Here is a 25,597-nt window from a genome sequence, read left to right as displayed (position 1 = left end):
GCCTGGTTAAGAGCTATCTGTGTTAGTTGCTAAGGGGCGAGGCGGAAACGACTCCAAGCGCCACCGTCACGCCGCTCGAAACGCAGTCGGTCATGAAGGCGGCTGGGTTGTCCCTGCCAGAATTCAATCATTTCAGGTGTGACTCGATACCCGCCCCAATGAATGGGTCGAGGAATGTCTTGTCCATCGTACGCTTGTTCAAAGCGTTTTTGGCGCTCTACGATCCAGTTGCGATCAGGTATCACCACACTTTGGGTGGCAATCCAAGCACCTAATTGGCTGCCCCGTGGTCGGCTTGAGAAGTACTCATCGGACTCGTCTGCTGCCACTTGTTCGACCGGCCCTTCAATACGTACCTGGCGTGATAGCGATGGCCACCAAAACGTCAAGGCTGCGAAAGGCACATTGCTTAATTCGCTGCCTTTATGGCTATGATAGTTGGTAAAGAATACCATGCCGCGTTCATCAAAACCTTTCAGTAACACTACTCGTGCATGGGGACGCCCTTGGCTATCCACCGTTGAAAGGGTCATGGCGTTGCCGTCTTTCCCCTCGTTTTCTAGGGCGAGGCTGAACCATTCGTCGAATAGTACGAATGGGTTGTCGGGGGCTTGCGCCTCATCTAGGCGGCCGCCTTCATAATCACGCCTAATATCGGCTATGTTACGCGTCATTGAATGGTGCTCCCTTGCGGTAAAGTTGAACTTTGCTTTCCATGTTCGCTGGTCTGCCGTTAAAGCTCAAGTATTGATCAGAAAGCGGTGCATCAGATGTTTTGTTCTAGGAGCCGCTGCGGATTAATGAGAAACTCTCTCAGCATGACAATAGAGGACTCTAAATGCTCCGTAATACACAGCGCGTATTGGTATGGGATGGGCTAGTACGCTTATTTCATTGGGGACTGCTAGTGGCAGTCGCTTTTTCGTACTACACCACCAAAACAGATGGGGCTCCTTTTTTATTCCCCATCGAAGTACATGCGCAAGCAGGTTACATCATTATAGGCTTGCTGGTCTTTCGTGTTATTTGGGGCTTTGTGGGCAGTTTTTATGCGCGTTTTAGTACTTTTTTATACCCTCCTAGTAAGACGGCTGTTTATGCGAAAGCCCTTCTGATCCGCCGCGCTTCCCCTTATGCCAGTCATAACCCGCTGGGTGGCTGGATGGTGATTTTGTTGCTGTTATCATTAGCTTTTCAGTCAGTGAGCGGTCTTTTTTTAAGCGACGATATTTTTTTTCAGGGGCCGCTTTATAGCTTTGTAGGCCGTGATATTAGTCGAGAGATTGCGAGTTTGCATGCTCTCAACAGCGACTTTTTACTCATATTAATTGGTTTGCATGTGGCGGCATTGGTTGCCCATAAACTGCTTGGAGAGGGCTTGGTATCGGCGATGGTGACAGGAGCTAAACGCTTCCAGCAGCCACCCGTTGACTTAGTGTCGGCAAGAATTCGCGTTCGTCGGGTACAAGCGGGGGCAGCGCTCCTGATTGCGGTAGGTGTCACTGGTTGGCTGTGGTTCTATTAGTAGGGTCTTGAAAGAAAAGGGGTAGTAGACACGGGGGCAAGGCATGTGGAAGGGGGGGCGATGGCCTTGGTAGCAGCGCAAGCGCCAAGGCCAAGACCATAACAGCCTACTTCTCTAGGCGCTGCTGACGGCTGCGAAAGCGTGCATAAGCCATGCAGCCGGTAAAAAGGGCGAGTGAAACGAGTGCTTCTAACACACCACGAAGCCCTTGTCCTGGCAGGGTGGCCAGCATTACCCCCTGTGTAAAATAGAGCAGGCTCACAAACGCAAGCCATGCATGCCCACGCGCGCGTTGTCCAATAATTGAGGGTAAAAACAGCACCAGTGGCAGCACGAAAGCCACCACCGGGCGCCAATTAAACGTATCTTCTTGGATAAAAAAACCTCGGTAAATCACCAGCAGTAATAGGACAACAAAGCTGATAAGCACAAGTTGTCGCGACTGATGAGTCAATTTAGCGAGCCCATGGCGTGTTTCAAGCTCCTCTAGCCACTGCCTCATGAGGCACTTCCTCCGCGCATTTGATTAAGTGCTAATGCCAGTCGCGCAAGCCGTTTTCCTTGAGCAACGCACAGCGTTCGTTCGTGCTCATCCACTGGTCTATCGCTGCGCACGCCTGCCACATGGCTTGCACCGTAGGGTGTGCCGCCTGTCTGGGTATTAATCAATGCAGTCTCACTGTAGGGAACACCTGCGTAGACCATGCCATGGTGGAGTAAAGGTACCAGCATGGTCAGAAGCGTACTCTCTTGGCCACCATGCAAACTGGATGATGATGTGAAGGCACTGGCGGGTTTGTCGATTAGTGCGCCGTTCATCCAGAGACTGCTGGTGTTATCCAAAAAGTATTTAAGGGGCGCTGCCATATTGCCAAAGCGCGTGGGGCTGCCTAACGCCAATCCGCTGCAGTGGCGCAGATCATCCAGCTCCGCATATACCGCACCTTCTTCAGGAATCTCTGGGTCCACGGCTTCACAAGTGGTGGAAACAGGCGGCACCGTGCGTAGTCGTGCCTCTATGCCTGATATGCTCTCAACACCTGCAGCTATCTGGCGCGCCATATCTGCTGTGGCTCCAGAGCGTGAATAGTAAAGAATCAGCACAAATGGCGTGGAATCACTCATAACATTTCCTAAGTGTGAGAAGGGCAGCGAGTCATAGAAGGCGCTGCGTTTCCCTCTATGGTACCAGAGCTACCTGATAGTCAGGAGAGTTCGAAAATAATTGGCTAAGGGTTGGCAGCCGGACATACACCCAGGCAGTTGATCCATCGGCTAAGGTTTGTTTTATGCGCTCATAGCGTATGCCCAAACGCTCATAGCGATCTAAACGGGCCAGCTGCGCTGGTGTAACCTCAAGTAGCAAGCCTTCAACCCGTTCATTTTTATTAGGGGCTAAATCCAAATTATTGCGCTCGAAGCCCTCAAGAACCGCTTGCCGTGGGTTTCCCGATGCGCGCATTACCACCCAACGAACAGGCACGTAGCGTAGCGTGCCGTAGACAAACACCTGATGTGAGCGTTGTTCAATATCAGCCACATGGTCAGGGCGATCATAAAACCAAGGGCTAAGCATGGTTAACCATAACCAGCCGGCAATGCTTATTACCAATACCAAACTTACTATCAACAACTGTTTAACTAAAGGCATGCTATTTCCTAATTAGGTGCGCTAAAAATAAAGCTTGGCTCGCCAACTAAATGAACACAAGTCTTAAGCAATTCCTACGGATTTGCTAGGATAAACAGAAGATGCTTTAGGCATTCGACCCTACCGGAGGAGCCTGCTATGAACCAGCCGCTTCGTGATGAAACGGACTTCCGTGAGTTTATTGGTGATGTGAAGCCTCTTCCCAAGCGGAATAGAGCAGATACGGGCTTCCAGCGACAGCGTCCCTCTGAGGCTCAGCTAGCTCGGCGTGAAAGTGCTGAAGAGCAACTGGATGAGCGCAATTTTTTATCGGACGACTTTGTCGATCTTCTGCCGCCATTTGACCCCATTGAGTATCGCCGGGAGGGGATACAGCAAGGCGTGGTCGATAAACTAAAGCACGGAGGCTACAGCGTTCAGGCGCAACTACATCTATTGAGACGCCCTCTGGCTGAGTGCCGGAGGATGCTTTTTCCTTTTGTTCAAGACGCCTATGCACACGATCTTCGCTCTGTGCTGATTGTGCACGGAAGAGGCCGCGAATTAGATAGCCCCGCCAACGTACTGCGCTCTTACCTAGCTAAATGGTTATGCCAGTTTGAGGAAGTTCAGGCCTATGTCTCTGCCCAGCCTTCGGAAGGTGGGCTTGGCGCCACCTGGGTCATGCTACGCAAAAGTGACCGTGCCAAGGCCAATAACCGTGAGCGCCAGCAAAAACGGCGGGGGTGATGGGAAGCCGACAAAGGCAAAATGCCTTTGTCGGTTTTTTTGAATAGCGGTTTCTTATTCGCCAGCGGTTAAGCGGCGCTCAAACAGTGCCTGACGCTCTTCTACATCGGTTTGGTAGCGCACGCTGAACGCATTGAGCGCACGAATAGCATCATCAGGGTGCTGGTCGTCACGTAAAGCCATGGCGGTAAAGCCGCAGCGGCGCATGTAGTCCAACTGATCGACTAGTACATCGCCTACCGCGCGAATCTCACCGGTATAGCCATAACGCTCACGCAGCAAACGTGCGATGGTATAGCCGCGGCCATCAGTAAATGCTGGGAAATCAACCGCAACAGTATCAGTGGTGCTGAATTGCTGAACAAGTTCAGCGGTTAACTCAGTGTTGCTGGCAAGCAACGGCGCTAGCTCTATATCATCTTGATTTGCCTGCCATAGCGCTAAGGGTACAAACGCCGGACGCTGCTCAGGGAGGGCTTCATCGTCGTAAGAGACACACCAGGCGTTCTCAGGGGCGAGTTCACCATCAGCAATCAGGTGGTCAACATGCACCGGCGCAAACGCTGTTGCGTCATTCTGAGTATTACTGTTACTGGGCATAAACGCGCTCCTTAAACGGTTTCAAGCCAATGCGGCGGTACGTGTCCAAGAATCGCTCGTCTTCATAACGCTCAGCGACATAAACGTCCAAGACCTTCTCGACCACGCTGGGCACGTCTTCACGGAAGAAAGAAGGGCCGAGAATTTTGCCCAGTGACGCATCGTCAGTTGAGTTACCACCAATCGAGATTTGGTAATACTCTTCGCCTTTTTTATCGACCCCCAAAATGCCGATATGCCCGACATGGTGGTGGCCGCAGGCGTTCATGCAGCCAGAAATATTAAGATCCAGCGGGCCTAGGTCGTAAAGGAAATCCAAATCCTCGAAGCGTTCTTGTAGCGCTTGCGCAATTGGAATGGAGACCGCGTTCGCCAAACCACAGTAGTCGCCGCCAGGGCAGCAGATAATGTCGTTAAGCGTACCCACCGTTGGATTAGCCATGCCCAGAGCATCAAGCTCTTTCCAAAGCGCTTCCAACTCATCTACAGGTACATCTGAGAGTACCAAATTCTGCTCATGGGTTACTCGCACTTCGCCAAAGCTATAACGATCTGCCAAGTCGGCCACGGCGTCCATTTGGTCGGCAGTCACATCACCGGGGGCATGTTCACGACGCTTCAGGGAAAGCGTTACCGCTTTATAGCCAGGTACTTTGTGGTCAGTGACGTTATTGGTCACAAAGCGGGCGAGGCTGCGATTCTCACTACGCAGCTTTTCAAAGTCTGCGACAGCGCTCTCGGCGACCGGGCGGCGCTCTGGTTCAGGGAAATGACGTTTGGCGGCATCAACCGCTGCCTGATTTAGCGTCTGAGGGCCATCTTTAAGGTGGGCCCACTCTTCATCAACGCGGCGGCGGAACTCTTCAATGCCTAGCGCTTTAACCAGAATCTTAATGCGTGCCTTGAACTTGTTATCGCGGCGACCAAACTGGTTGTAAACACGCACACAGGCTTCAAGGTACGTTAACAGGTGCTGCCAGGGGAGATCCTCGCGCACCACGTCGGCAATCATTGGGGTGCGGCCAAGGCCACCGCCTGCCAACACTTTAATGCGCAGCTCGCCATCGGCGTTATGCCATAGGCGCAGGCCAATATCGTGAACCTGAATAGCGGCACGGTCTTGCGCAGCGCCGCTTACCGCTATTTTAAATTTGCGGGGCAGGTAGGCGAATTCAGGGTGCAGCGTCGACCACTGGCGGATTAACTCACACCAAGGGCGTGGGTCTTCAACCTCATCGCCCGCGATGCCAGCAAACTGATCGCTCGTCGTATTACGAATACAATTACCGCTGGTCTGAATGGCATGCATTTGTACGTTGGCGAGTTCACCCAAAATATCAGGCACGTCTTCCAGCGCTGGCCAGTTTAGTTGTAGGTTTTGCCGAGTCGTGAAGTGGCCATAGCCCCGGTCATAGCGTCGGGTGATGTCCGCCAGCGCACGCAGTTGGTTGCCTGCCAGCATGCCGTAAGGAATGGCGATGCGCAGCATGGGCGCATGCTTTTGGATATATAGGCCGTTTTGCAGCCTCAGTGGGCGAAACTCTTCTTCTCCCAAACGCCCAGCCTGGTAGCGTTCCATTTGGTCACGAAACTGAGCAACGCGCTCGTCAACCAAGGTTTGGTCATGAATATCATAACGGTACATGTGGCACGATCCTGCTAAAAGCGAAGTGGTCACGTCGAAACGGACGGCAATGTGCCGCCACCTTAACGCGGAGATCATATTCTACAAAAGAATATATAATTATCTTTTTATCGCCAAATGATATTTGAATGCTTGGGTCAACATGTTTGAGCTAACCAGCGTCGACGCTGCCATACCCATAAGAAGCTGCCTGAATTTAGTAGGCGATAAAATAGCTGCACAAGCCATACCCCGAGCAATCCATACTCCATTCCAATGCCTACCCACCAAGCCAGCGGTAGAAATACTAACCACTGCATGCTTAAAGTCAGCAGCATTACTGTGCGCTGGGCGCCAGCGCCCATTAATGCCTGGGCCAGTACGAGCGCGGCAGCATCTAGCACAATCATAAAGCCGGTAATTTGTAGCGGTAGGGTGCCGAGCTGTATCAACCCATGATCAGTAAAGAAAATGGCTAGCACAGTCGTAGGAAACAGCAGCATGGGGAGTGCCAAAACGGTCAGCAGCATACCGGCAACGCTGAGCGCATCGATACCCCAGCGGTGGGCAGCCTGCTGGTCATCGCGACCCAGTGCTTCCCCAACCAGGCTCATCGCCGCTATGCCCACCCCAACGCCCGGCAAAATCAGCAACAGTGATAAATTCACTAACACATGGCCCACCGCGACGCTCTCTGTCCCTATCCTACCTAATAGCCAAAACAGTACAACGTAGCCTGCTGCGAACCAGAGTTGTTGCATAGAGTGGGGGAAAGCGAGATAAAGCGTTGACCGAACGGCACCTAAAGAAGGCAGTCGATAACCCCAGGGTCGGTTTTTTTTGACCGTGACACTGGCCCATATGACTAGGCCGAGCAGCAACGAAAGCGTGGTGCCAATGCCAGCGCCATTGGCACCCAGCTTGGGCAAGCCAGCAATACCATAAATGAGCCCAGCACTGACCAGTACATTAAACACGTGCACGATCACAATAATGCGTAAATAAAGGTGCGTATGTTGTAGGCCGTTCCAATATCCGCGAAAGCACAGCGTTAGCGCAATGGCTGTCAATCCAATAACCCGCCAGCGGAAGTACTCCACCGCAATGCGCGATACATCATCCGCGGGCGACAGTAGCGTGATAAGTGCCGGTGCTTGCCACCAAGCTATACAAGACAGCGGGATTCCCACCAAAGCACCAAGAAGAAGCCCAGCGCCTAACGAACGAGATACGGCCTTTTTACCCGCCCCTAGGTCTTGTGCGGTTTGTGACTGTACGCTGGAAGAGAGGCCAAAGACCAACGCCGTCATCATAAACATGGTATAGCCGCCGATCCCGACGCCTGCTAATGCCTCTTGGCCTAAATGCCCTACCAGCGCAGCATCAACCAAGTTGAGCATGCTTTGGGAAAGCATGCCCAGCATAATAGGTAAGGCTAAGCGCATAACCCTACTTTGGCGGCGTACCACAGGTGACATTAGCTAGGGTCGTAAGAGAGTACAGGGGATAGCCAGCGCTCCATCTCTGCTAACGGCATCTGTTTACGTTCGGCGATAGCCTCAACTTGGTCGCGGGTGATTTTTCCGGTAGAGAAGTACTTTGACTGCGGATGGGCGAAATACCAGCCGGAAACCGCGGCGGCAGGCCACATAGCGAAGTTTTCCGTGAGCGTAAGCCCAGTGTTTTCCGGCGCATTAAGCAGGCGGAAGAGCGTGGCTTTTTCGGTATGATCCGGGCAGGCCGGGTAGCCTGGAGCAGGGCGGATACCCTGATACTTCTCGGCAATCAGCGCATCGTTATCTAGCGATTCTTCCGGCACGTAGCCCCAAAACTCTTTACGCACCCGCTCGTGCATGCGTTCAGCAAAGGCTTCAGCCAGCCGGTCGGTCAGTGCCTGGACTAAAATGGCGTTATAGTCGTCACCCGCCGCTTCGTAGGCTTTGGAAAGCTCATCCACACCGTGGCCAGTTGTGACGGCGAAGCCACCAATCCAGTCGGCTTTGCCGCTCTCTTTGGGTGCGATAAAGTCTGCAAGGCTATAACAAATGCCGTCGCGGCCTTTGGTAGTTTGTTGACGAATATGATGCAAGTGTTCCACCACCTCGGTGCGACTTTCATCGGCGTACACTTCGATGACATCATCATCTACGCTATTTGCTGGCCACAAGCCGATAACCCCTCGGGCTTGAACGCGCTTTTCGTCGATGAGTTTACGCAACATAACCTTTGCGTCGGCAAAGAGGTTACGCGCCGCTTCGCCCACAATGTCGTCTTCGAGAATTTTGGGGTACTTCCCGGCGAGCTGCCAGCTCATAAAGAACGGTGTCCAATCGATCCGCTCTACCAGTTCTTCTAGATCGTAGTCATCAAAGGTGATTAAACCAAGGGTATTAGGTTTAGCCGGCGTGAGGGTGTTCCAATCGGTGCGAAAGCGTCGCTTACGCGCTTGGGTGTAGTCCAAGTCCGCCGCTTTCGGGCGACGCTTGGCGTTACGCTCGCGCACTTTTTCATACTCTTCACGGATCTCTGCCACGTAGGCGGGCTTTAAATTAGGTGCTAGCAGCTTGCCAGCAACGCCCACTGCGCGGGAGGCATCGGTGACGTAGATCACTGGATGCTCATATTGTGGCTCAATTTTAACCGCCGTATGCGCTTTGGAGGTGGTCGCCCCGCCAATTAATAGCGGCAGGCTCATCCCGCGGCGCTGCATTTCTTTGGCAACGTGCACCATTTCATCAAGCGAGGGCGTGATTAAGCCGGAAAGGCCAATGATGTCGGCATTGTGATCAATAGCGGCTTGCAGGATTTTTTCAGTGGGTACCATCACACCAAGATCGATAACTTCATAGTTATTACACTGCAACACCACACCAACGATATTTTTGCCGATGTCATGAACATCGCCTTTGACCGTGGCCATAACAATTTTACCCTTGGCCTGGGTCTCTTCACTTTTCTCGGCTTCGATATAAGGAATCAAGTAGGCAACGGCCTGCTTCATAACCCGCGCTGACTTAACCACCTGGGGCAAGAACATTTTGCCCGCGCCAAAGAGGTCGCCCACCACGTTCATGCCATCCATTAACGGGCCTTCAATGACCTCGATGGGGCGGGCCGCTTCGGCACGGGCTTGCTCGGTATCTTCTTCAATAAACGCGGTAACACCTTTTACCAGTGCATGTTCAATGCGCTTGTTGACTGGCCCGCTGCGCCACTCCAGGTCCTCCTTTTTAGCAGCGCTGCTGCCGTCGCCCTTGTACTTATCGGCAAGCTCAAGTAATCGCTCGGTGCCGTCGCTTCGACGGTTGAGTACCACATCTTCTACAGCATCGCGAAGCTCAGCGGGCAAGTCATCATAGACCGCAAGCTGCCCTGCGTTGACAATCCCCATGCTAAGGCCAGCGCGAATAGCGTGGTATAGAAATACCGAGTGGATGGCTTCACGTACCGGGTTATTGCCCCGGAAAGAGAACGAGACGTTAGACACACCACCGGAAATCATCGCATGGGGCAGGTTGTCACGTATCCACTGTGTCGCCTCAATAAAATCGACTGCGTAGTTATTGTGCTCGTCAATGCCGGTGGCAATGGCGAAAATATTGGGATCGAAAATGATGTCTTCTGCGGGGAAGCCAATGTCATCAACTAGCAGGCGGTAGGCGCGCTCACAGATCTCAGTTTTGCGGGCAAAGGTATCCGCTTGGCCCTCTTCGTCAAACGCCATGACGACAATCGCTGCACCGAAGCGGCGGCATTTAGTGGCTTGTTCGCGGAACGCGGCTTCGCCCTCTTTCAGCGAGATCGAGTTTACAACCGCCTTACCTTGAACGCACTTTAGGCCCGCTTCGATGATGTCCCATTTAGAGGAGTCGATCATAATCGGCACACGAGCAATATCAGGCTCACCGGCAATTAAGTTCAGAAAGCGCACCATGGCTTCCTGGGACTCCAGCATGCCTTCATCCATGTTGATGTCGATGATCTGTGCGCCGTTCTCCACCTGCTCAAGCGCTACCTCTAGGGCGGTAGTGAAATCCTCTTCAACGATCAAGCGTTTAAAGCGTGCGGAGCCAGTGACGTTGGTCCGCTCACCCACGTTTACAAACAGCGAATCCGCTTGGATGTTAAAAGGCTCTAGCCCCGATAGGCGGCAAGCGTGGTCACGCTTGGGCACTTGGCGGGGCGTCATGGGGCGCACGGCGTCAGCAATAGCACGGATATGTTCAGGCGTTGACCCACAGCAACCACCGATGATGTTAACCAGCCCGCTTGCAGCGAACTCGCTGACTATCGCGGCCATCTCTTCCGGCGTTTGGTCATATTCACCAAACTCATTAGGCAGGCCAGCGTTGGGGTGGGCAGAAACAAAGGTATTGGCTTTAGTAGAAAGCTCTTCAATGTAAGGACGCAGCTCTTCGGCGCCCAGGGCGCAGTTCAACCCTACGGAAAGCGGCTGGGCATGGCGAACAGAATTCCAGAACGCTTCGGTCGTTTGGCCAGAAAGCGTGCGGCCAGAAGCGTCGGTAATCGTGCCAGAAATCATCACCGGCAGGCGACGGCCTAAATCATCGAAGAGTTCCTCAAGCGCATAGATGGCCGCTTTGGCGTTGAGCGTATCGAAGATGGTTTCGATCATGATGAGATCGGCGCCACCCTCAATTAAACAGCTGGCCGCTTCGTAATAGTTTTCACGCAGCTCATCAAAAGTGACATTACGTTTAGCGGGGTCGTTAACATCCGGCGAGAGGGAGGCAGTGCGCGATGTTGGGCCAAGCACGCCCGCGACGTAGCGCGGGATGTCAGTTTCGGCGGCTACTGCATCGCATACTTCCCGAGCCAAACGTGCCGACTCACGGTTGAGTTCTGGTACCAGCTCTTCCATGCCATAATCGGCCTGAGACAAACGGGTGCTGTTAAACGTATTAGTTTCAAGAATATCAGCGCCCGCTTCCAAATAGTCGCGATGAATACGCGCAACGACATCGGGACAGGTAAGCGCTAATAAATCATTGTTACCTTTTAGGTCAGACGGCCAGTCACTGAACCGGTCACCGCGAAAATCCTCCTCGCTGAGTTCAGCATTCTGCAGCATGGTGCCCATACCGCCATCAAGAATCAGGATGCGTTGGGTAAGGCGTTGGGTGAGGGAGGCAGTCAAATCACTAGCAGCCATGGCAGGGGGGAAACTCCAGCGTCTCAGTCGAAAAGGATATTTTTATAGTCGTCGTCATAGTGTGAGCGGCGCTTATCATAGCAAAGGGCAAACCATAGGGCAGCAAGTGCGGGCGTGAAGTTATTGCAGCATCTTTATTAGGCGCGTTCATAGACGTGGTAATAGCCGACTAAAACACTCAAGATTGTGTCAGAGGCCAGTTTTGCTTACCATAGGTACAAACGACATGTGAAGTGGCCGCGCCACTACCACGGGAGGACAACACCCCTCATGACCACGACTATCGAAGCTCCCGGTATTGATATTACCGAAAGCGCACAAGATTACCTCGCAGAACTGCTTGAAAAGCAGAACGTTGAGGGAATTGCAGTACGTATTTTTATTACTCAGCCGGGCACGCCCTATGCTGAAACGTGTTTAGCGTACTGCCGTCCAGGTGAAGAAGAGCCCACCGACATGAAGATAGAGCTTGAGAAAATTAATGTTTTTCTCGATAAAAATAGCTTGGTCTTCCTGGAAGAAGCGGTGGTCGATTTCAATGCAGACCGTATGGGTGGCCAGTTAACGATTAAAGCGCCCAACGCAAAAATGCCTAAAGTGAATGCCGATAGCCCCTTGGAAGATCGCATTAACTACACGCTTTACAGTGAAATTAACCCTGGACTAGCAGCCCACGGTGGTGAAATTAAACTTGTGGAGCTGACGGAAGACAGAGTTGCCATTCTTGCTTTTGGTGGGGGTTGCCAGGGCTGCGCAGCGGTGGATTTAACGCTTAAAGACGGCGTTGAAAAGACTTTAATGGAGCGCATCCCTGAGCTTGCGGGTATTCGTGATGTGACCGATCACACCGATACCTCTAATGCCTATTATCGCTAATCGAGATCGTAGCTCAAGACCCCAGCAGATATCTGCTGGGGTTTTTTATTGCCCTACTTGTTTGACTCATGACTCTCTTGAGCCTTAGGAGCCAGCGTTTCGGGTAGGGCAGTTAGTTGTGCCTGCAGGTCTTCCATCCGCTGCCAAAGCTGCTGCTGCCACTCATCGTCTTGAGCAGTTTGCTGCTGCTGCCGTGTTAATGCCAAGAGGGCTTTATCTATTTCGCCCTGCAGTTTGGCGCACTGCTCTTCACGTGCTGCATTGTCACACTCCAGTTCAGCAATACGCTGCTGCTGAGTGCTGCTCTCTAACTGTTGCTGTTGCAATTCAGCTTTTTTGATCTGCAGTTCTTTGTCTAGGGTGTTAGCCCGCTGCTCCCAGTGCTGTAAGCGCTTTTGTAGCGCCTTTTCTTCTTGGGCGCGTTCCTGTCGTAATGTATCCAGTAGCGCCATTAATTTCCCTTCCGCGGCCTCGTTGCGCTGTTCTTCCCGTGCTAGCCGTTCTTGCCAAGTGGCCTGCTGTTTTTGTTGCTCATCGGCAAAATGCGTCTTAAGTACGGCAAGGTTTTGCTCTGCTTCGGCAAGCTGTTGACGATACCCCTCCGTTTGTCGGTCTGCTTTTTCTGCCTGCAGCTGCCACTGGTTCTCTTTTGCTTGGCTCGCAGCAAATTCACGGTTTACGGCTTCTAGCCGCTGTTCGGTGTGGCGAAGATGTTCAGCTAGGGCGTTTTCCCGCTGCTCGGCGTTGGCGGCATGTTGTGCTGCTTCTGCTGCCTGCTTTTGAGCAGTTTCTACCTGACGGTTAGCCTCTTCTCGGTAGTGAGCAAGGGCTTGATTGGCGACATTTTGCGCCTCTAGCCATAGCTCGCTTGCCACACTCACTACTACTTCTGGCACGCCTTTGGGAGGCGGCACGTCGCGATTTTGCTCTCGCTCAATACGCCATCGCCGAAAATGCTCGCTAATTGTCGTAAAACTGCCGGTACCCAGCACCTCGCGAATACGTTGAACGCTAGGCGCATCGCCACGGGCAAGCAGCGTATCAATCGCTTGCTGAACGTCACTGTACTGAATGCCACTGCGCGCCATGGTGTTTATCTCTATTAAAAGTAAAACGTTATTTTCGCCGGAATTGGTTAAAACTTCAATTATTACGTAATACATAAAACGTAATAATATTTATTATAATCAGTATAAATTCAAGATTACCCGTATTATCTTGAATTTATGTGCACGTAAGCCCACACTTAGCCCATTGAATATCCATCTGCTCGCTATAAAGGCTGATAAGGACGTAAACATGCCCCATCGTGTGGCCAGCACATTGCTGCCTGAAGAAAAAGGCTTGCAAAACAGTCGATTACCTTTGATCAGCCAGCTAGGGCGTATCGATGCGAAAAATGATGCCGAAGCGGTAGCTGCCTGGCTTGCGGAGTATCAAGACAGTCCTCAAACATGGAAGTGTTACCGACGTGAGGCAGAACGCCTGCTGCTCTGGCTAGGAAGTCACCATCAACAGCTGCAAGATATCAATCGCGAAACGCTGCGCCAATTTGAACGGTTTCTTGAAAATCCGCAGCCTACTGCCCAATGGGTAGGGCCAGCCAAGCCACGATATCACCCGCAATGGCGACCCTTTCGAGGTGGGCTTTCTCCAGCGAGCCGCCGTCAAAGCCTAGTCATTTTGCAGGGGATGTTTAGCTGGCTAGTTGAGGCGGGGTGGGTGACGCATAATCCGTTTGTATTGATGCGCGATAAGTCACGCCGACTCAACAACCAAATCCAGCGAATTGAGCGCTATTTAGAGCGCGAGTTATGGGAGTGGTTATGGGGGTGGATCAATGCCCCTAAAGAGCAGCAAAGTGAGCGCGCACGATATGAGCATGCCCGCCGTCGCTTTATATTTGGTTTTGCTTATCTGCTGGCACCACGTATTAGCGAAATGTCGGGTGCGCAAATGGGCGATTTTCAGCAGAGTGAAGGGCGCTGGTGGTGGGTAGTCGTAGGTAAAGGCAATAAGGTAGCGCGTATCCCACTGCCTAGTGACATGCTCGATTGTTTGCGCGAGTGGCGAGAAGCACTAGGTATGGATGGTCTACCCGAGCACTATGAAGCAACGTCGCTAATTCGTGCACTAGATAAGCGGCGTGGTATTAGTGATAACCAGCTCTACCGACTGATACGCAAAACATTTTTCGATGCAGCCGATGCGTTAGAAGAGCAGGGTGGTAAACCTGCCTATATCAGCACTCTTCGCCAAGCAACTCCCCATTGGCTACGCCATACATCGATCACCCACCAAGCTCAATCCGGTATTAGCCTTCGCTATTTAGCAGAAAGCGCTCGTCACGCTCGAATAGAAACCACCACGCGTTACCTCCACAGCGAAGAAGCAGAGTGGCATCAAGAACAGCAGCGGCACCGTTTAGGGGGAAACGATCCCAAAAGAGCGTAATGACCCGGTATAATAGATCGCATTCTGTGACACTTAACCCAAAGGGAAACGCCATGAGTACTTCCGGCGCCGAGTTAGCCCAGCAAGAGCTGGTCGAAGAGTTTGAAATGTTTGATAACTGGATGGATCGCTATCAATACATTATCGATATGGGAAAACAACTTCCTGATTTTCCAGAAGCGTGCAAAACAGACGAGTTTAAGATTCAGGGGTGCCAATCCAATGTTTGGATGCGCCACGAGGAGGAGGGCGGCAAACTAATCTTTAAAGCCACGTCTGATGCTGCGATTGTATCGGGCTTAATTGCGGTGCTGCTGAGGATTTATAGCGAACGAAGCGCAGAGGAAATTAACCATACTGAACCCCATTTTATGAAAGACCTTGGCCTGGATAAACACTTATCCCCTACGCGCAGTAACGGTCTGCACGCCATGCTGGAGCGCATTTACCAGGTAGCGAAACAAGGCTGATAGGGCACGTTAAGTGCTGTTGACTAATATTGTTGGCTATTGCTTTTAGTGCCGGTGGTTGCATTTGGGGTGGGTAGGGGGTGTTGAACTGTCATCTTCTTGGCAAAGCTGTTCGCTTCTTCCGCCAGGCACAGGGTCCATGCCGCCAGGGTTGCCCGGGTGGCACTTCACGATACGTTTAGCCGCCATCCAGCCTCCCTTAAAGGGGCCATGCACTTGAATGGCTTCAATGGTGTAAGAAGAACAGCTTGGCCAAAAACGGCAGCGCGGGCCAAGTAGGGGGCTAATGGTGTATTGGTAGACTTTTACTAAGCCTACCATGGCCCCTCCCATTAACTTCACCAAGCCTTGGCTCAGCGCAGTAAAGAACCGTCGCATCACTTTTTGCCGTAAAGAGTGGCAGGGTCGATCAATGGCTCGCTATTAATGGTTGCCTGCTCCCTGTCCATGCTTATGTAAAAACAGCTACGGCGGCCGGTGTGGCAAGCGGGACCTGTTTGTTCAACCTGGAGAAGTAGAGTGTCCCCATCGCAATCTAGCGCGGCACTTTTCAGCCGCTGCTGCTGCCCAGAGGATTCTCCTTTACGCCACAGTTTTTGACGAGAGCGAGAGTAGTAACACACTTGCTGGGTCGTCAATGTCTCTTCCAGGGCTTCTCGGTTCATCCACGCCATCATCAGTACTTCGCCGGTATCGTGTTGCTGGGCAATGGCGGGCAGTAGTCCATCTTTATTAAAGCGCGCCGCGTCCAGCAACGTCTGCGTAGCTGGTAACGTATCTGTGGGAGTGGCAGCTTCCAGCGCTTTAAACAGGCTGCTGGGTTCTAAGTGATTAAAACGGGACATAATTAGGCACTCGCTTGTCGGCAATGTTGGCAAAGGCCTTGAAGCTCAATGGTTTGGCGCTCAACGTTAAAGCCTTGGCGTTTTGCCAAGGTCGCCAGCTCATCGCTGATAGCATCTAAGTGAAGTTCTTCCACGTAGCCACACTGTCGACAAATAAGCAGCTGGAAACCGTGAGCATGCTCAGGGCAGGCGCAAGCAACGTAGGCATTTTGCGACTCAATGCGGTGGACCAACCCCTGGTCGATCAAAAATTCAAGGGCACGATAAACCGTGGGCGGCCGTGCGGCAGCATGTTCAGTGGAGAGCTTGTCCAGCAGGTCATAGGCTTTTAAACCGCCTCCATTCTCAGCAATTAGCTCAAGCACACGGCGGCGAATCGGCGTAAATCGTACGCCTCGGGTGTGGCACTGAGTTTCTGCTTGCAACAGTAACGAATTGGCTTCAGTCATAGGTAACTCATTGAACATCGTTAGCGTAGTCTACGCGCTAGCCGGAGTGCTGTCAGGGCTTTCAATCAGCTCGCTTTGTCGGGCAAAGTGATGTTGAGCAAACGCTACTCGCTCTTCAACTGAGACCCCATCTGGCTGACGCTCAATTAGGTCAAGGCGTCGGCGTAATCCTTCACCATTCGTCATTTGGATGGCTAAGCCTGGGCGGGCATTGAGCTCCAGCAGCATGGGGCCATGTGCGCGATCAAGCACCATGTCGGTTCCTAGATAGCCAAGCCCGGTCATTTCATAACAACCCGCCGCCAAATGGAGCAGCGTATCCCACTGCGGCACCACCAGACTTGCCAAATCGTGACCTGTATCAGGGTGGCTGAAACAAGGACGGTCAAACTGAACGCCCCGAATAGCTGAGCCGGTGGCGATGTTTAACCCTACGCCTACCGCCCCTTGGTGCAAATTAGCTTTACCGTCGGATGCCGCAGTCGAGAGCCGCATCATCGCCATGACCGGATAGCCTTTAAAAATGATGACTCGAATATCAGGCACACCCTCATAGGTGTAAGCCAACAGACTTTCATCAAAGTTGATTAGCGTTTCAATGACCGCCACATCAGGCGATCCACCCAAAGAGTAAAGCCCGGAAAGAATATTGGAAACGTGGCGTTCAATATCCTCAATCGACTGACCCACCCCACTGGGTTTGATAAAAGCCCCGTCTTCGACTTTCTCGATTACCAGAATGCCTTTCCCGCCACTCCCTTTGGCAGGTTTGATTACAAAGCCACTATGTCCTGTTAGCATTTCGCCAATGTGCTTGACGCCGAACTGGGTGGTAACTGTGCCAATGAGTTCTGGCGTGGTAATACCGTACTGGCGAGCAAGCAGCTTAGTTTTAAGTTTATCGTCCACCAGCGGGTACAGACGACGGGAGTTGTAGCGACCGATGTAACGAATGTTACGCCGATTCATGCCGATAATCCCTTTGTCTCGCAACCGAGTTGGCCATGTCCAGTTTTTAAGCCAACTCATGAGGGTTTCTCGTCATCTGTAATTGGCTTGAAACGCCGTAGCTCAAACAACCGGTAGCCAGTGTAATTACCCAACAGTAGAATCAAAGCCATGAGTATTAGCTGGACGCCTAGGAAATTAAACGTGATGTGACGCACCCAGGGGTTATTCATGGCAAGGTAAGCCAATACAGCAGTAAGCAGGCTGCCGCCACCTTGGATCAACACCTGTTTAGGGCCTTCTTCTTCCCACAGAATGGACATTCGTTCGATGGTCCACGCCAAAATAATCATAGGGAAGAAAGTAACCGTTAATCCAGCGCTTAACCCCATGCGATAAGCCAATACGGTAAAGATAGAAATGATGGCGATGACCGTGATGATCACCGCCGACACACGCGCCACAAGGAGCAAATTGAGGTAAGAGAGGTAGTTGCGGATGATCAAGCCAACAGCCACGATTAACAGAAAGCCGATTAAGCCGGTCAGCAGAGTGGTTTGAATAAAGGCCAATGCAATAAGTACCGGCATAAAAGTGCCCGATGTTTTAACACCCACCAGTACCCGCAGAAAGACCACCATCAGTGCGCCTATCGGTATGAGCATAATCGTCTGGAACAGCGCTTGCTCTTCCAGCGGCAAGCTGTGAATAGAGAAGTTCAGTAGGGTGTCGTCAGAATAGTGGTTGCGCACCGCAGCCGATGCCGGCTGATGGTGGGTTAGCATCGAAAAACTAACCCGAGAGTTGGTGCCACCTTGAACTTCTAACACCGCACGCCCGCCTGTTTCCCATAGCAGTAGGTTTTCGGGCCTGCCTTGCTCACCGGTGGTTGGGTTAAATATCGCCCAGCGCTCGGTGGATGCATCAAATACTTGGATCCAGCTGCTTAATAGCTGACGTCTGCGCCCATCTTCAAGTAGTAAGCCACTCACTTCACGTGCTTGAACACCCGCTTGATTGAGTAAGCGAACCACTAAGGTAGAAGGCTGTTCTTGGGTAAGCAGCAAACGAGCGTTTTCGCCTTGCCGGGTACCATTAATGTCGAGTATCAGCTCCCTAGCAAAGGTCGCGTTGTTGGCACTGCGTCCCCAAGCGCGCTCGATGAGCTGGTTAGCCGCCGTGTCGTATGGGCTCTCCCACGGAGGCGGAGAAGAGAGGCCAGGAGGCGTTTGTACGGGAGAGCGAGCATCGGGAGATACCAGCATTTGTACCGAATAGTACAGCTGCTGGCTACCGGCGGCCTCGCGAATCGTCCATTGCGCCTGACGGCCAAGCTCGTCAGCCAGGTAAGCTAAACCATAACCAGAGGAGGCGGTGTTTTCGGTAAGTACGCGGAAACCTGCCTGATGGGTAGGTAGAGCCAAGTCGACTTGAACCGGCCCATTTTGCGCATTGAAATTAATAACCGCTTCAATTTCCCATACTTGGCGCTGTTCACCAGGAAACCAGGGGATCTCAAACTGGATGTGCCGATGAATACTGGTAGCAATACCCGCAACTAGCAAAAAACCTACGATCAAATAAAATGGCAGCCGTGACATGGAGATTCCTTTCAGCGAAAAGCGGCAAGGGAGAGCGGTTACTCTTCGGTATCGTCTTGATCAGCCGCTTCATCATCAGCAGCTTGCTCGGCTGGCTCACCGCCAGGAAACTCAGGTCGCTCGTGAATATAGGTTTGAGCAACATCAATGGTGGCAATATCCATCATAAAACGACGCCCCAGTAGCACTGGGTAGTCTAAATGCGTGCGGTCATTGAGAGTAAATTCAACGTTTTCACGGAGAGGGCCAAGCGTCATTAACAATGAAATAACGGGACGAGACTCTTCGCCGGAAGCCTGAACAATACGCACCCTACGTATGATAGGCGCTTCAATCCACTCATCACGAATACGTTCGACAACGACATCTTCTTCGTTTAGCGCAAGCTTAAAGCGCACCCAGTTTTCACCGTCTCGCTCAAAGCGAGTGATATTAGAGGCGGAAAGCGACGACGTATGAGCGCCGGAATCGACCCTAGCTTTCAAATAAGTGCCAATACTGGGTAACCCTACCCACTCATTACGGCCCAGCATGGTCTTGGTATCCTCAATAGCCGCAGCTTCGCACTCTTCACGGATAATGATGGGCTCTTCACCTCGAGCCTCTAAGTTCGCGATATCGTCTCGCAAAAAGCGGAGCAGGCTTCCTACCTCTCGTACATCGGCTGTAAGCACCTGCTGCTGATTAAGCTGACGCTCTTGCAGCGAGGATGTTGCATCACACTGCTGTGAAAGAGCATTTTCTAGCTCAAGCATGCGGGTATTGAATGAGGCTTCGCTCAGCGGTGGTGGTTCATTAGTATCAGGCTGGATGGTGGCACAGCCTGCAAACGTAAGCGACAAACCAGCCAACAACCACAAAACACCTGGGCGCATAACGAGTGATATCCTTGGATAATAAGAGCACGAATGATAAGGAGAAGGGAGACCAGTTGTCCAACATAGCAGTGGTTTTCACATCTAATGTTCATGCGATTTAACATAATATATATTATGCGAACTCGAGTGGTTATCGATTATTACCACACACGGCTACTTTTGTAGAAAAAATTCTCTTACAATGATTGTACATGCCATCCACTATATACAGGAAAGACTTATGAAACGTAGAGCATGGCTGCCTCTCTTGGCTTCTCTTTTTCTCCTTGCAGGCTGTGCAAGCGTGGATGTTGAGGACTACGCGGGTACCACACCGCATTTCGATATCGCCGAATACTTTACGGGCACCACCCGCGCTTGGGGTATGGTACAGGACTACTCAGGTGAAGTTCAGCGTCGTTTTACTGTCGATATCACTGGGACGTTTGAAGATGACACCCTAACCCTTGATGAGACTTTTTTATTTGACGATGGTGAAACCGATCGGCGCATTTGGGTATTTGAGCGCACTGGCCCACACCACTGGCTAGGGACTGCCAACGATGTCGATGGCGAGGTAGAAGCTCGTCAGTATGGTCATGCCTTTAATATGCGCTACCCCTTGGTTATCGACGTTGGCGGCCGCAGCATACGCTTTACGATGGATGATTGGATGTATTTACAGCCAGATAACCGAGTGATTAATCGTACCGCAATGCGCAAATTTGGCCTCACCTTGGGAGAAATCACCCTGGTTTTTGAAAAGGTCGATATTGAACCCAATGCCAATGAGCACTTGGCCACCCAAGAGTCTAATGGTTAGCGCTACACCTCTCGTCCAGCAACAAAAAGCAGCCCGCTCAATAGCTAGGCTGCTTTTTTCGTAATTGTACGCTAAGCGCCTGCTAACTACTCATCTGCAGGCGCGTAAGAACCATCGTCCCGGTGCACTTCATTACCAGTGATAGGCGGCGTAAATACGCAGGCTAAATGCATGGTTTTGTGGGCACGCAACAAGTGTTCATCGTGCTGGTCCAGAATGTAGATGTCGCCTGGCTTAATAGGCCAAATTTTGCCATCGGCCAGGGTCTCCACCTCACCTTCGCCTTCAATGCAGTACACAGACTCGTAGTGATGCTTGTAGTGAATGTGTGTCTCAGTGCCTTCGAAGATACGGGTAATGTGAAACGAGAAGTTGCCACCGTCGTTAGCCAAGACCAAGCGTGTGCTGTCCCAGTTGCCGTTTTCAGCGGTCACTAAGCGGTCAGTTTGGCGTGCTTCTTCAATGTTGCGAACGATCATAGATATGCTCCTTTACTAGGCGTCTAGCGCTGGCCAGCCGCCTACTCTTTAATCGGTATCATACGCCGAGAAACTCGTGCGTAGCATAGTCACGAAACGCTAACTCACTTGCTGATAACAGCCTTCACCGATGCTTCTAGGATATCCAGCGCTTCAAGCAGGTCGTTATCGGTGATCGTCAGTGGGCAGAGGCATTTCACTACTTCACCATCTTGGCCACTCGTCTCAATAATCAGGCCATGCTCAAACGCTTTGCTGGTAATCTTATCGGCAATGTCGCCAGATACAACGTCGATACCGCGCATAAGGCCACGGCCACGTTCGGTAGCAGGCATGCCGTTTTCACTGAGTAGCGCTGCCAGTTTTTGAAAACGCTCTTCAACAATACGCGCTTTGCGCTGAACGTCACGCTCAAACATATCATTTGACCAATATTTTTTCATCGCTGCGGTGGCTGTCACCATCGCAAGATTAAAACCGCGGAAAGTGCCGTTATATTGGCCTGGCTTCCATTTATCCAATTCTGGGCGCATCAGTACATGAGCAAACGGCATGCCAAAGCCGGAGAGTGACTTTGAATTAGTGACTATATCGGGCGTAATGCCTGCGTGCTCAAAGCTAAAGAATTTGCCTGTACGTCCACATCCCGCCTGAATATCGTCCACAATCAGCAAAATGTCATGAGCATGGCAAATGCTTTCTAGGCGTTTCAGCCACTCTAGGCTCGCAACGTTGATACCGCCCTCGCCTTGCACGGTTTCAACGATGACGCCTGCGGGGATATCTAAGCCGCCTGATTTATCGTTGAGTAGTTTCTCAAAATAATCAAGAGTATCCGCATGCTCGCCCATGTAACCATCGAATGGCAAGAAGCTTGCGCCTTGGGTGGGTATGCCCCCCGTCGCTTCACGGAATTTACGATTCCCGGTAGTGGCCAGTGCGCCCATGGTGACGCCGTGGAAGCCGTTGGTAAAGGTCACAATGTTATGGCGACCTTTAGCAACACGGGCCAGACGGATGGCCGCTTCTACTGCGTTAGTACCCGTTGGACCAGGCAAGTGGACTTTATATTCCAGCCCGCGAGGCTTAAGGATTAGCTCTTCAAGGGTTTCTAAGTAGTCACGCTTCGCAGCTGTCCACATATCCAGGCCGTGCACTACCCCGTCGGTTGCGAGGTAATCGATCATTGCCTGTTTCAAATGGGGGTTGTTGTGACCGTAGTTCAGCGTGCCGGCGCCCGCTAAAAAATCGATATACTCGCGACCATTCTCATCAGTTAAACGCGCATTTTGTGCTTTGGTAAACACCACGGGAAACGAGCGCGAATAAGTACGTACATTGGATTCTAAACGTTCAAGCGTTTGGGTCTGCATTTAGCGACCTCCTTTTTTTGAATAGTTGAGCCGAGCCAACTTATAACAAGTCAGATCAATATGGTAGGAAAAACAATGTGTTAGAGCGCTTCGGTTTGGAACGGGCCTATACGAACTAGGTTTTCCGGGTCGTGCTCCCCACCCAGTTGCTCGGTAGAGAAGTATTCACGACTATTGAGGGGGGCATGCCAGCGTGCGGCAAGACGACGAAACAAGCCCCAAGAGGCTTGGTTGTCGGGAGTAATCGTTGTTTCCAGATGGTGGACATTTGCCAATTCAGGGCGGGACATAATGGCTTCCACCAAGCGGCGTGCTAACCCAGTACCCCGTGCCTTTTCACCTACAGCTACCTGCCATAGGAAATAGGTATCCGGCGCATTGTCTTTTACATAGCCCGAAACAAAGCCAACAATCTCGCCCTCTTCATTAGTGGCGACTGCGCAAGTATCACGAAATTGGGTTGCCAATAATAAGTAGGCGTAGGCTGAGTTCACATCCAGCGGTGGGCAAGCTTTAATCAGCTCGAAGACGCCCCATCCATCATCCGCGTTGGGCTTACGGATAAACAGTGGCGTCTCTGCATGACCGACTACCGCATCAGCAACAGTAGGCCGTGCTAAGTCGGCAGAGGGTGTAAAAGGCTTTATAGGCGTACTCATGGTTATGCTTCGCTGTAGCGAATTTGACGTTCATTATAACAGCTGATTATGAGCAATTCAAAAGCCATATTATCCTCGGGTCTATTTTCCATAATTTTTAGTTATAGACAATGCATAAACCGCTTTAGCTGAGCCTTTTGATGCAATGCCTAGTTGAAGTTTAGAGCAACGTTTCGGCAGCGCCAGATGAAAAAGGCGAGCCTAAGCTCGCCAAATAGGTTAGAAAAAATCACCTTAATAGCGCGAAGGCTCTCTCATGGTGACAAATTCTTCAGCCCCTGTTGGGTGAATACCCACTGTGCAATCAAAATCGCGCTTGGTTAGCCCTGCTCTTACCGCTATTGCTATACCCTGAATTAGCTCCCCGGCGTCTTCCCCCACCATGTGTGCACCTACGACGACATCTGTTTCATCATCGACAATCAGCTTCATCAACACACGCTCCGTATTACCAGAGAGCGTGTGCTTCATCGACCTAAAGTCAGTGCGATAAACGCGGATTTTGGTATGTTTTTCCCGCGCAGCTTCCTCTGAAAGCCCCACGGTACCAATGTTCGGATGGCAAAATACCGCCGTAGGAATAGTGGCGTAATCTAGTGGTTTGGGCTCGGTCTTATTAAAGTGCGTATCCACCAGTTGCATGGCTTCGGCTAGGGCGACAGGGGTTAATTCAGGCCCATTGGTTAAATCGCCCAGTGCTAATACAGAGCGGACTTGGGTTTCATAACGTTCATTGATGGGTATTTTTCCACTAGCATCTAGCGTTATCCCCACAGTCTCTAGCCCTAAGCCTTCAGTATTAGCCCTACGCCCTGTGGCTGCGAGTACAGCGTCTACTTCCAGCACCTCTCCTGTAGTGAGGTGCACATTTAGCGCTGTGCCATTGGGCTCAATTCTCTCAATGTTGGTATTAAAATGTAGGTTGACCCCTTTTTTGGCCATCTCTTCGCAGGTAAATTCACGGACTTCCTGGTCGAATCCTTTTAAGAAAAGCTCACCGCGATAAATTAAGTGAGTTTCACTGCCTAACCCATTAAAAATACTGGCAAACTCGACTGCAATATAGCCGCCGCCCAGCACTAAAAAGCGATTCGGAAAGTTTTGCAAATCAAACACTTGATTAGAATTAATGGCGTGTTCACACCCCGGGAAATCAGGCACCCATGGCCAGCCGCCAGTCGCTAATAAAATCTGCTTGGCAGTGACCTGGGTCTCGCTTCCTTGGGAAACTAACGAAACGGTGTGTGGATCGACCAGCCTCGCGCGAGCGTTGAACAAGGTTACCCCAGCGCCTTCAAGCATCCGCTGATAAATGCCGTTTAGGCGGCTTATTTCACTGGTTTTGTTATCACGCAACGTGGCCCAATTGAAAGTGGCTGGCCCCGCCATTTGCCACCCAAAGCCCTCAGCATCACTAAAGTTATCTTGAAAATGTGACGCATAGGCGTAGAGCTTTTTAGGCACACACCCCACATTGACACAGGTGCCGCCCAAATAGCGGTCTTCTGCTATGCCGACGCGTGCGCCCGTTGAAGCTGCCATACGGGCAGCTCGGACGCCACCAGACCCCGCTCCAATCACAAACAGATCATATTCATACTCAGCTGACATAGTTGACTCCTATCTACGGCGCTTAGTTAATCGCGCTAAAGGCAAACTGGCGATTGACCTTGTATTCTCAGGAGGTTAAAACCTCCTACTCTTGTAAAACAACGCTGTCATTACACGTCCAGCGCCCTACCACCTGATGATGTCATTCTATGGAGATTTAATGTCTGACCCTATTGCGACACTTCTCGAAAACAATCGCGCCTGGGCGGAACGCATGTGCGAAGAGGATCCCGAGTATTTCAAGCGCCTCTCCAATCAACAGAACCCTGACTATTTATGGATAGGGTGTTCTGATAGCCGCGTTCCCGCTAACCAGATTATTTCACTGCCACCGGGTGAAGTGTTTGTCCACCGGAATGTAGCTAACCTGCTCCACCATACCGATATGAACGCGCTTTCCGTGGTGCAGTATGCGGTTGATGTACTGAAGGTCAGCCATATTATGATTGTGGGCCACTATGGTTGTGGTGGTATTAAGGCGGCCGTGACAGGTGGCGAATGCGGTGTGGTTGATTACTGGCTTCACTCTGTAAGAGAGCAGTATAACCACCACCGTGACGCGCTCAAACACCTGCCTATGGCGGAACAGATCGACCGCATGTGTGAATTGAACGTTAAGGCTCAGGTTAATAGCCTATGCCGCACTAAGATACTCCAACTTGCATGGCAGCGCGGACAACGTATCTCAGTGCATGGCTGGGTCTACGGGTTGAGTGATGGTCGGGTTAAAGATTTAAAATGCACCATTAGCGGCCTTGACCAGGTAGAAACGCTGTATCGTATTGACCGCCTTCAATCTGGCGACTGACCTCTAACGGTCCTCTAAATCGTGCTTACCCAGCCTTTGAAG

At 51.5% G+C, this 25,597-nt stretch carries 26 protein-coding genes; 7 read left to right on the top strand and 19 right to left on the bottom strand.

What is annotated here, in order from left to right; all coding sequences use genetic code 11:
* Positions 1–29 precede the first annotated feature (29 nt).
* Positions 30–674 carry a pyridoxamine 5'-phosphate oxidase gene (locus BB497_12595; GenBank protein AVI63478.1) on the bottom strand — a complete coding sequence of 215 codons (645 nt, stop codon included), beginning with the start codon at positions 672–674 and terminating at the stop codon, positions 30–32.
* 164 nt (positions 675–838) lie between these two features.
* Here BB497_12595 and BB497_12590 point away from each other — a divergent pair, with 164 nt between their 5' ends.
* Entirely contained in the window at positions 839–1,525 is a 687-nt protein-coding gene (locus BB497_12590) for a cytochrome B (GenBank protein ID AVI63477.1), read from the top strand.
* A 106-nt stretch (positions 1,526–1,631) separates the two neighbouring features.
* On the opposite strand, the gene BB497_12585 is transcribed toward BB497_12590, so the two are convergent.
* Genes BB497_12585 through BB497_12575 form a run of 3 tightly spaced genes read right to left on the bottom strand, consistent with a single transcriptional unit; the run spans position 1,632 to position 3,176 of the window.
* On the bottom strand, positions 1,632–2,027 hold the full coding sequence (locus BB497_12585; protein ID AVI63476.1) for a hypothetical protein: 396 nt from the start codon (positions 2,025–2,027) through the stop codon (positions 1,632–1,634).
* Positions 2,024–2,650: an NAD(P)H:quinone oxidoreductase, type IV gene (locus BB497_12580; protein AVI63475.1), complete on the bottom strand. Its 627-nt coding sequence runs from the start codon at positions 2,648–2,650 to the stop codon at positions 2,024–2,026. Before BB497_12580 ends, BB497_12585 begins: the two co-directional genes overlap by 4 nt.
* A 55-nt stretch (positions 2,651–2,705) precedes the next feature.
* Positions 2,706–3,176: a hypothetical protein gene (locus tag BB497_12575; protein ID AVI63474.1), complete on the bottom strand. Its 471-nt coding sequence runs from the start codon at positions 3,174–3,176 to the stop codon at positions 2,706–2,708.
* Positions 3,177–3,314: 138 nt separating this feature from the next.
* Between BB497_12575 and BB497_12570 the strand changes: the two genes are divergently transcribed.
* Entirely contained in the window at positions 3,315–3,905 is a 591-nt protein-coding gene (locus tag BB497_12570) for a DNA mismatch repair protein MutS (protein AVI63473.1), read from the top strand.
* Positions 3,906–3,959: 54 nt separating this feature from the next.
* Here BB497_12570 and BB497_12565 read toward each other — a convergent pair whose 3' ends face one another.
* The 4 genes from BB497_12565 to BB497_12550 form a co-directional block, all read right to left on the bottom strand.
* Positions 3,960–4,505, bottom strand: a complete 546-nt coding sequence (locus tag BB497_12565) for a hypothetical protein (protein ID AVI63472.1) — start codon at positions 4,503–4,505, stop codon at positions 3,960–3,962.
* Positions 4,495–6,150 (bottom strand): sulfite reductase, encoded by a 1,656-nt coding sequence (locus BB497_12560; protein ID AVI63471.1) that lies wholly within the window; start codon positions 6,148–6,150, stop codon positions 4,495–4,497. Before BB497_12560 ends, BB497_12565 begins: the two co-directional genes overlap by 11 nt.
* A gap of 137 nt (positions 6,151–6,287) precedes the next feature.
* Positions 6,288–7,607: an MATE family efflux transporter gene (locus BB497_12555; GenBank protein AVI63470.1), complete on the bottom strand. Its 1,320-nt coding sequence runs from the start codon at positions 7,605–7,607 to the stop codon at positions 6,288–6,290.
* Positions 7,607–11,302 (bottom strand): methionine synthase, encoded by a 3,696-nt coding sequence (locus tag BB497_12550; protein ID AVI63469.1) that lies wholly within the window; start codon positions 11,300–11,302, stop codon positions 7,607–7,609. The genes BB497_12555 and BB497_12550 overlap by 1 nt, the downstream gene beginning before the upstream one ends.
* Positions 11,303–11,572: 270 nt before the next feature.
* Here BB497_12550 and BB497_12545 point away from each other — a divergent pair, with 270 nt between their 5' ends.
* Positions 11,573–12,178, top strand: a complete 606-nt coding sequence (locus BB497_12545; protein ID AVI63468.1) for a Fe/S biogenesis protein NfuA — start codon at positions 11,573–11,575, stop codon at positions 12,176–12,178.
* A 53-nt stretch (positions 12,179–12,231) separates the two neighbouring features.
* Here the strand turns inward: BB497_12545 and BB497_12540 are convergent, their stop codons facing one another.
* Positions 12,232–13,266 carry a hypothetical protein gene (locus BB497_12540; protein AVI63467.1) on the bottom strand — a complete coding sequence of 345 codons (1,035 nt, stop codon included), beginning with the start codon at positions 13,264–13,266 and terminating at the stop codon, positions 12,232–12,234.
* A 211-nt stretch (positions 13,267–13,477) separates the two neighbouring features.
* Here BB497_12540 and BB497_12535 point away from each other — a divergent pair, with 211 nt between their 5' ends.
* A complete protein-coding gene (locus BB497_12535; GenBank protein ID AVI63466.1) occupies positions 13,478–14,632 on the top strand; it encodes an integrase in 1,155 nt (384 codons plus the stop codon).
* Positions 14,633–14,685: 53 nt separating this feature from the next.
* Positions 14,686–15,102: a Fe-S cluster assembly protein SufE gene (locus tag BB497_12530; GenBank protein AVI63465.1), complete on the top strand. Its 417-nt coding sequence runs from the start codon at positions 14,686–14,688 to the stop codon at positions 15,100–15,102.
* Between the two features lie 45 nt (positions 15,103–15,147).
* Here the strand turns inward: BB497_12530 and BB497_12525 are convergent, their stop codons facing one another.
* The 6 genes from BB497_12525 to BB497_12500 are packed head-to-tail and all read right to left on the bottom strand — an operon-like array spanning position 15,148 to position 19,820.
* Positions 15,148–15,480: a membrane protein insertion efficiency factor YidD gene (locus tag BB497_12525; protein ID AVI63464.1), complete on the bottom strand. Its 333-nt coding sequence runs from the start codon at positions 15,478–15,480 to the stop codon at positions 15,148–15,150.
* Positions 15,480–15,947: a phosphoribosyl-AMP cyclohydrolase gene (locus BB497_12520; protein ID AVI63463.1), complete on the bottom strand. Its 468-nt coding sequence runs from the start codon at positions 15,945–15,947 to the stop codon at positions 15,480–15,482. The genes BB497_12525 and BB497_12520 overlap by 1 nt, the downstream gene beginning before the upstream one ends.
* Positions 15,948–15,949: 2 nt before the next feature.
* A complete protein-coding gene (locus tag BB497_12515; GenBank protein AVI63462.1) occupies positions 15,950–16,396 on the bottom strand; it encodes a transcriptional repressor in 447 nt (148 codons plus the stop codon).
* A 30-nt stretch (positions 16,397–16,426) separates the two neighbouring features.
* Positions 16,427–17,425: an alpha-L-glutamate ligase-like protein gene (locus tag BB497_12510; GenBank protein AVI63461.1), complete on the bottom strand. Its 999-nt coding sequence runs from the start codon at positions 17,423–17,425 to the stop codon at positions 16,427–16,429.
* Entirely contained in the window at positions 17,422–18,945 is a 1,524-nt protein-coding gene (locus tag BB497_12505; protein AVI63460.1) for a gonadoliberin III, read from the bottom strand. The genes BB497_12510 and BB497_12505 overlap by 4 nt, the downstream gene beginning before the upstream one ends.
* 38 nt (positions 18,946–18,983) lie before the next feature.
* On the bottom strand, positions 18,984–19,820 hold the full coding sequence (locus BB497_12500; protein AVI63459.1) for an ATP-dependent zinc protease: 837 nt from the start codon (positions 19,818–19,820) through the stop codon (positions 18,984–18,986).
* Positions 19,821–20,043: 223 nt separating this feature from the next.
* Between BB497_12500 and BB497_12495 the strand changes: the two genes are divergently transcribed.
* Positions 20,044–20,625, top strand: coding sequence for a hypothetical protein (locus BB497_12495; protein ID AVI63458.1), 582 nt, complete (start codon positions 20,044–20,046; stop codon positions 20,623–20,625).
* Positions 20,626–20,711: 86 nt separating this feature from the next.
* On the opposite strand, the gene BB497_12490 is transcribed toward BB497_12495, so the two are convergent.
* From BB497_12490 to BB497_12475, 4 genes are all read right to left on the bottom strand, one after another.
* A complete protein-coding gene (locus BB497_12490; GenBank protein ID AVI63457.1) occupies positions 20,712–21,104 on the bottom strand; it encodes an L-ectoine synthase in 393 nt (130 codons plus the stop codon).
* A gap of 104 nt (positions 21,105–21,208) precedes the next feature.
* A complete protein-coding gene (locus BB497_12485; protein ID AVI63456.1) occupies positions 21,209–22,477 on the bottom strand; it encodes a diaminobutyrate--2-oxoglutarate transaminase in 1,269 nt (422 codons plus the stop codon).
* A gap of 80 nt (positions 22,478–22,557) precedes the next feature.
* Positions 22,558–23,136 (bottom strand): diaminobutyrate acetyltransferase, encoded by a 579-nt coding sequence (locus tag BB497_12480; GenBank protein AVI63455.1) that lies wholly within the window; start codon positions 23,134–23,136, stop codon positions 22,558–22,560.
* 234 nt (positions 23,137–23,370) lie between these two features.
* On the bottom strand, positions 23,371–24,747 hold the full coding sequence (locus BB497_12475; GenBank protein ID AVI63454.1) for a glutathione-disulfide reductase: 1,377 nt from the start codon (positions 24,745–24,747) through the stop codon (positions 23,371–23,373).
* 160 nt (positions 24,748–24,907) lie between these two features.
* Here BB497_12475 and BB497_12470 point away from each other — a divergent pair, with 160 nt between their 5' ends.
* Positions 24,908–25,555 (top strand): carbonic anhydrase, encoded by a 648-nt coding sequence (locus tag BB497_12470; GenBank protein AVI63453.1) that lies wholly within the window; start codon positions 24,908–24,910, stop codon positions 25,553–25,555.
* Positions 25,556–25,597 lie beyond the last annotated feature (42 nt).

The sequence above is a fragment of the Halomonas sp. GFAJ-1 genome (genome assembly GCA_002966495.1).
Lineage (GTDB): Bacteria > Pseudomonadota > Gammaproteobacteria > Pseudomonadales > Halomonadaceae > Vreelandella.
The sequence above is the reverse complement of the archived record's forward strand: the minus strand, read 5'-3'. Positions and strand labels throughout refer to the sequence as shown.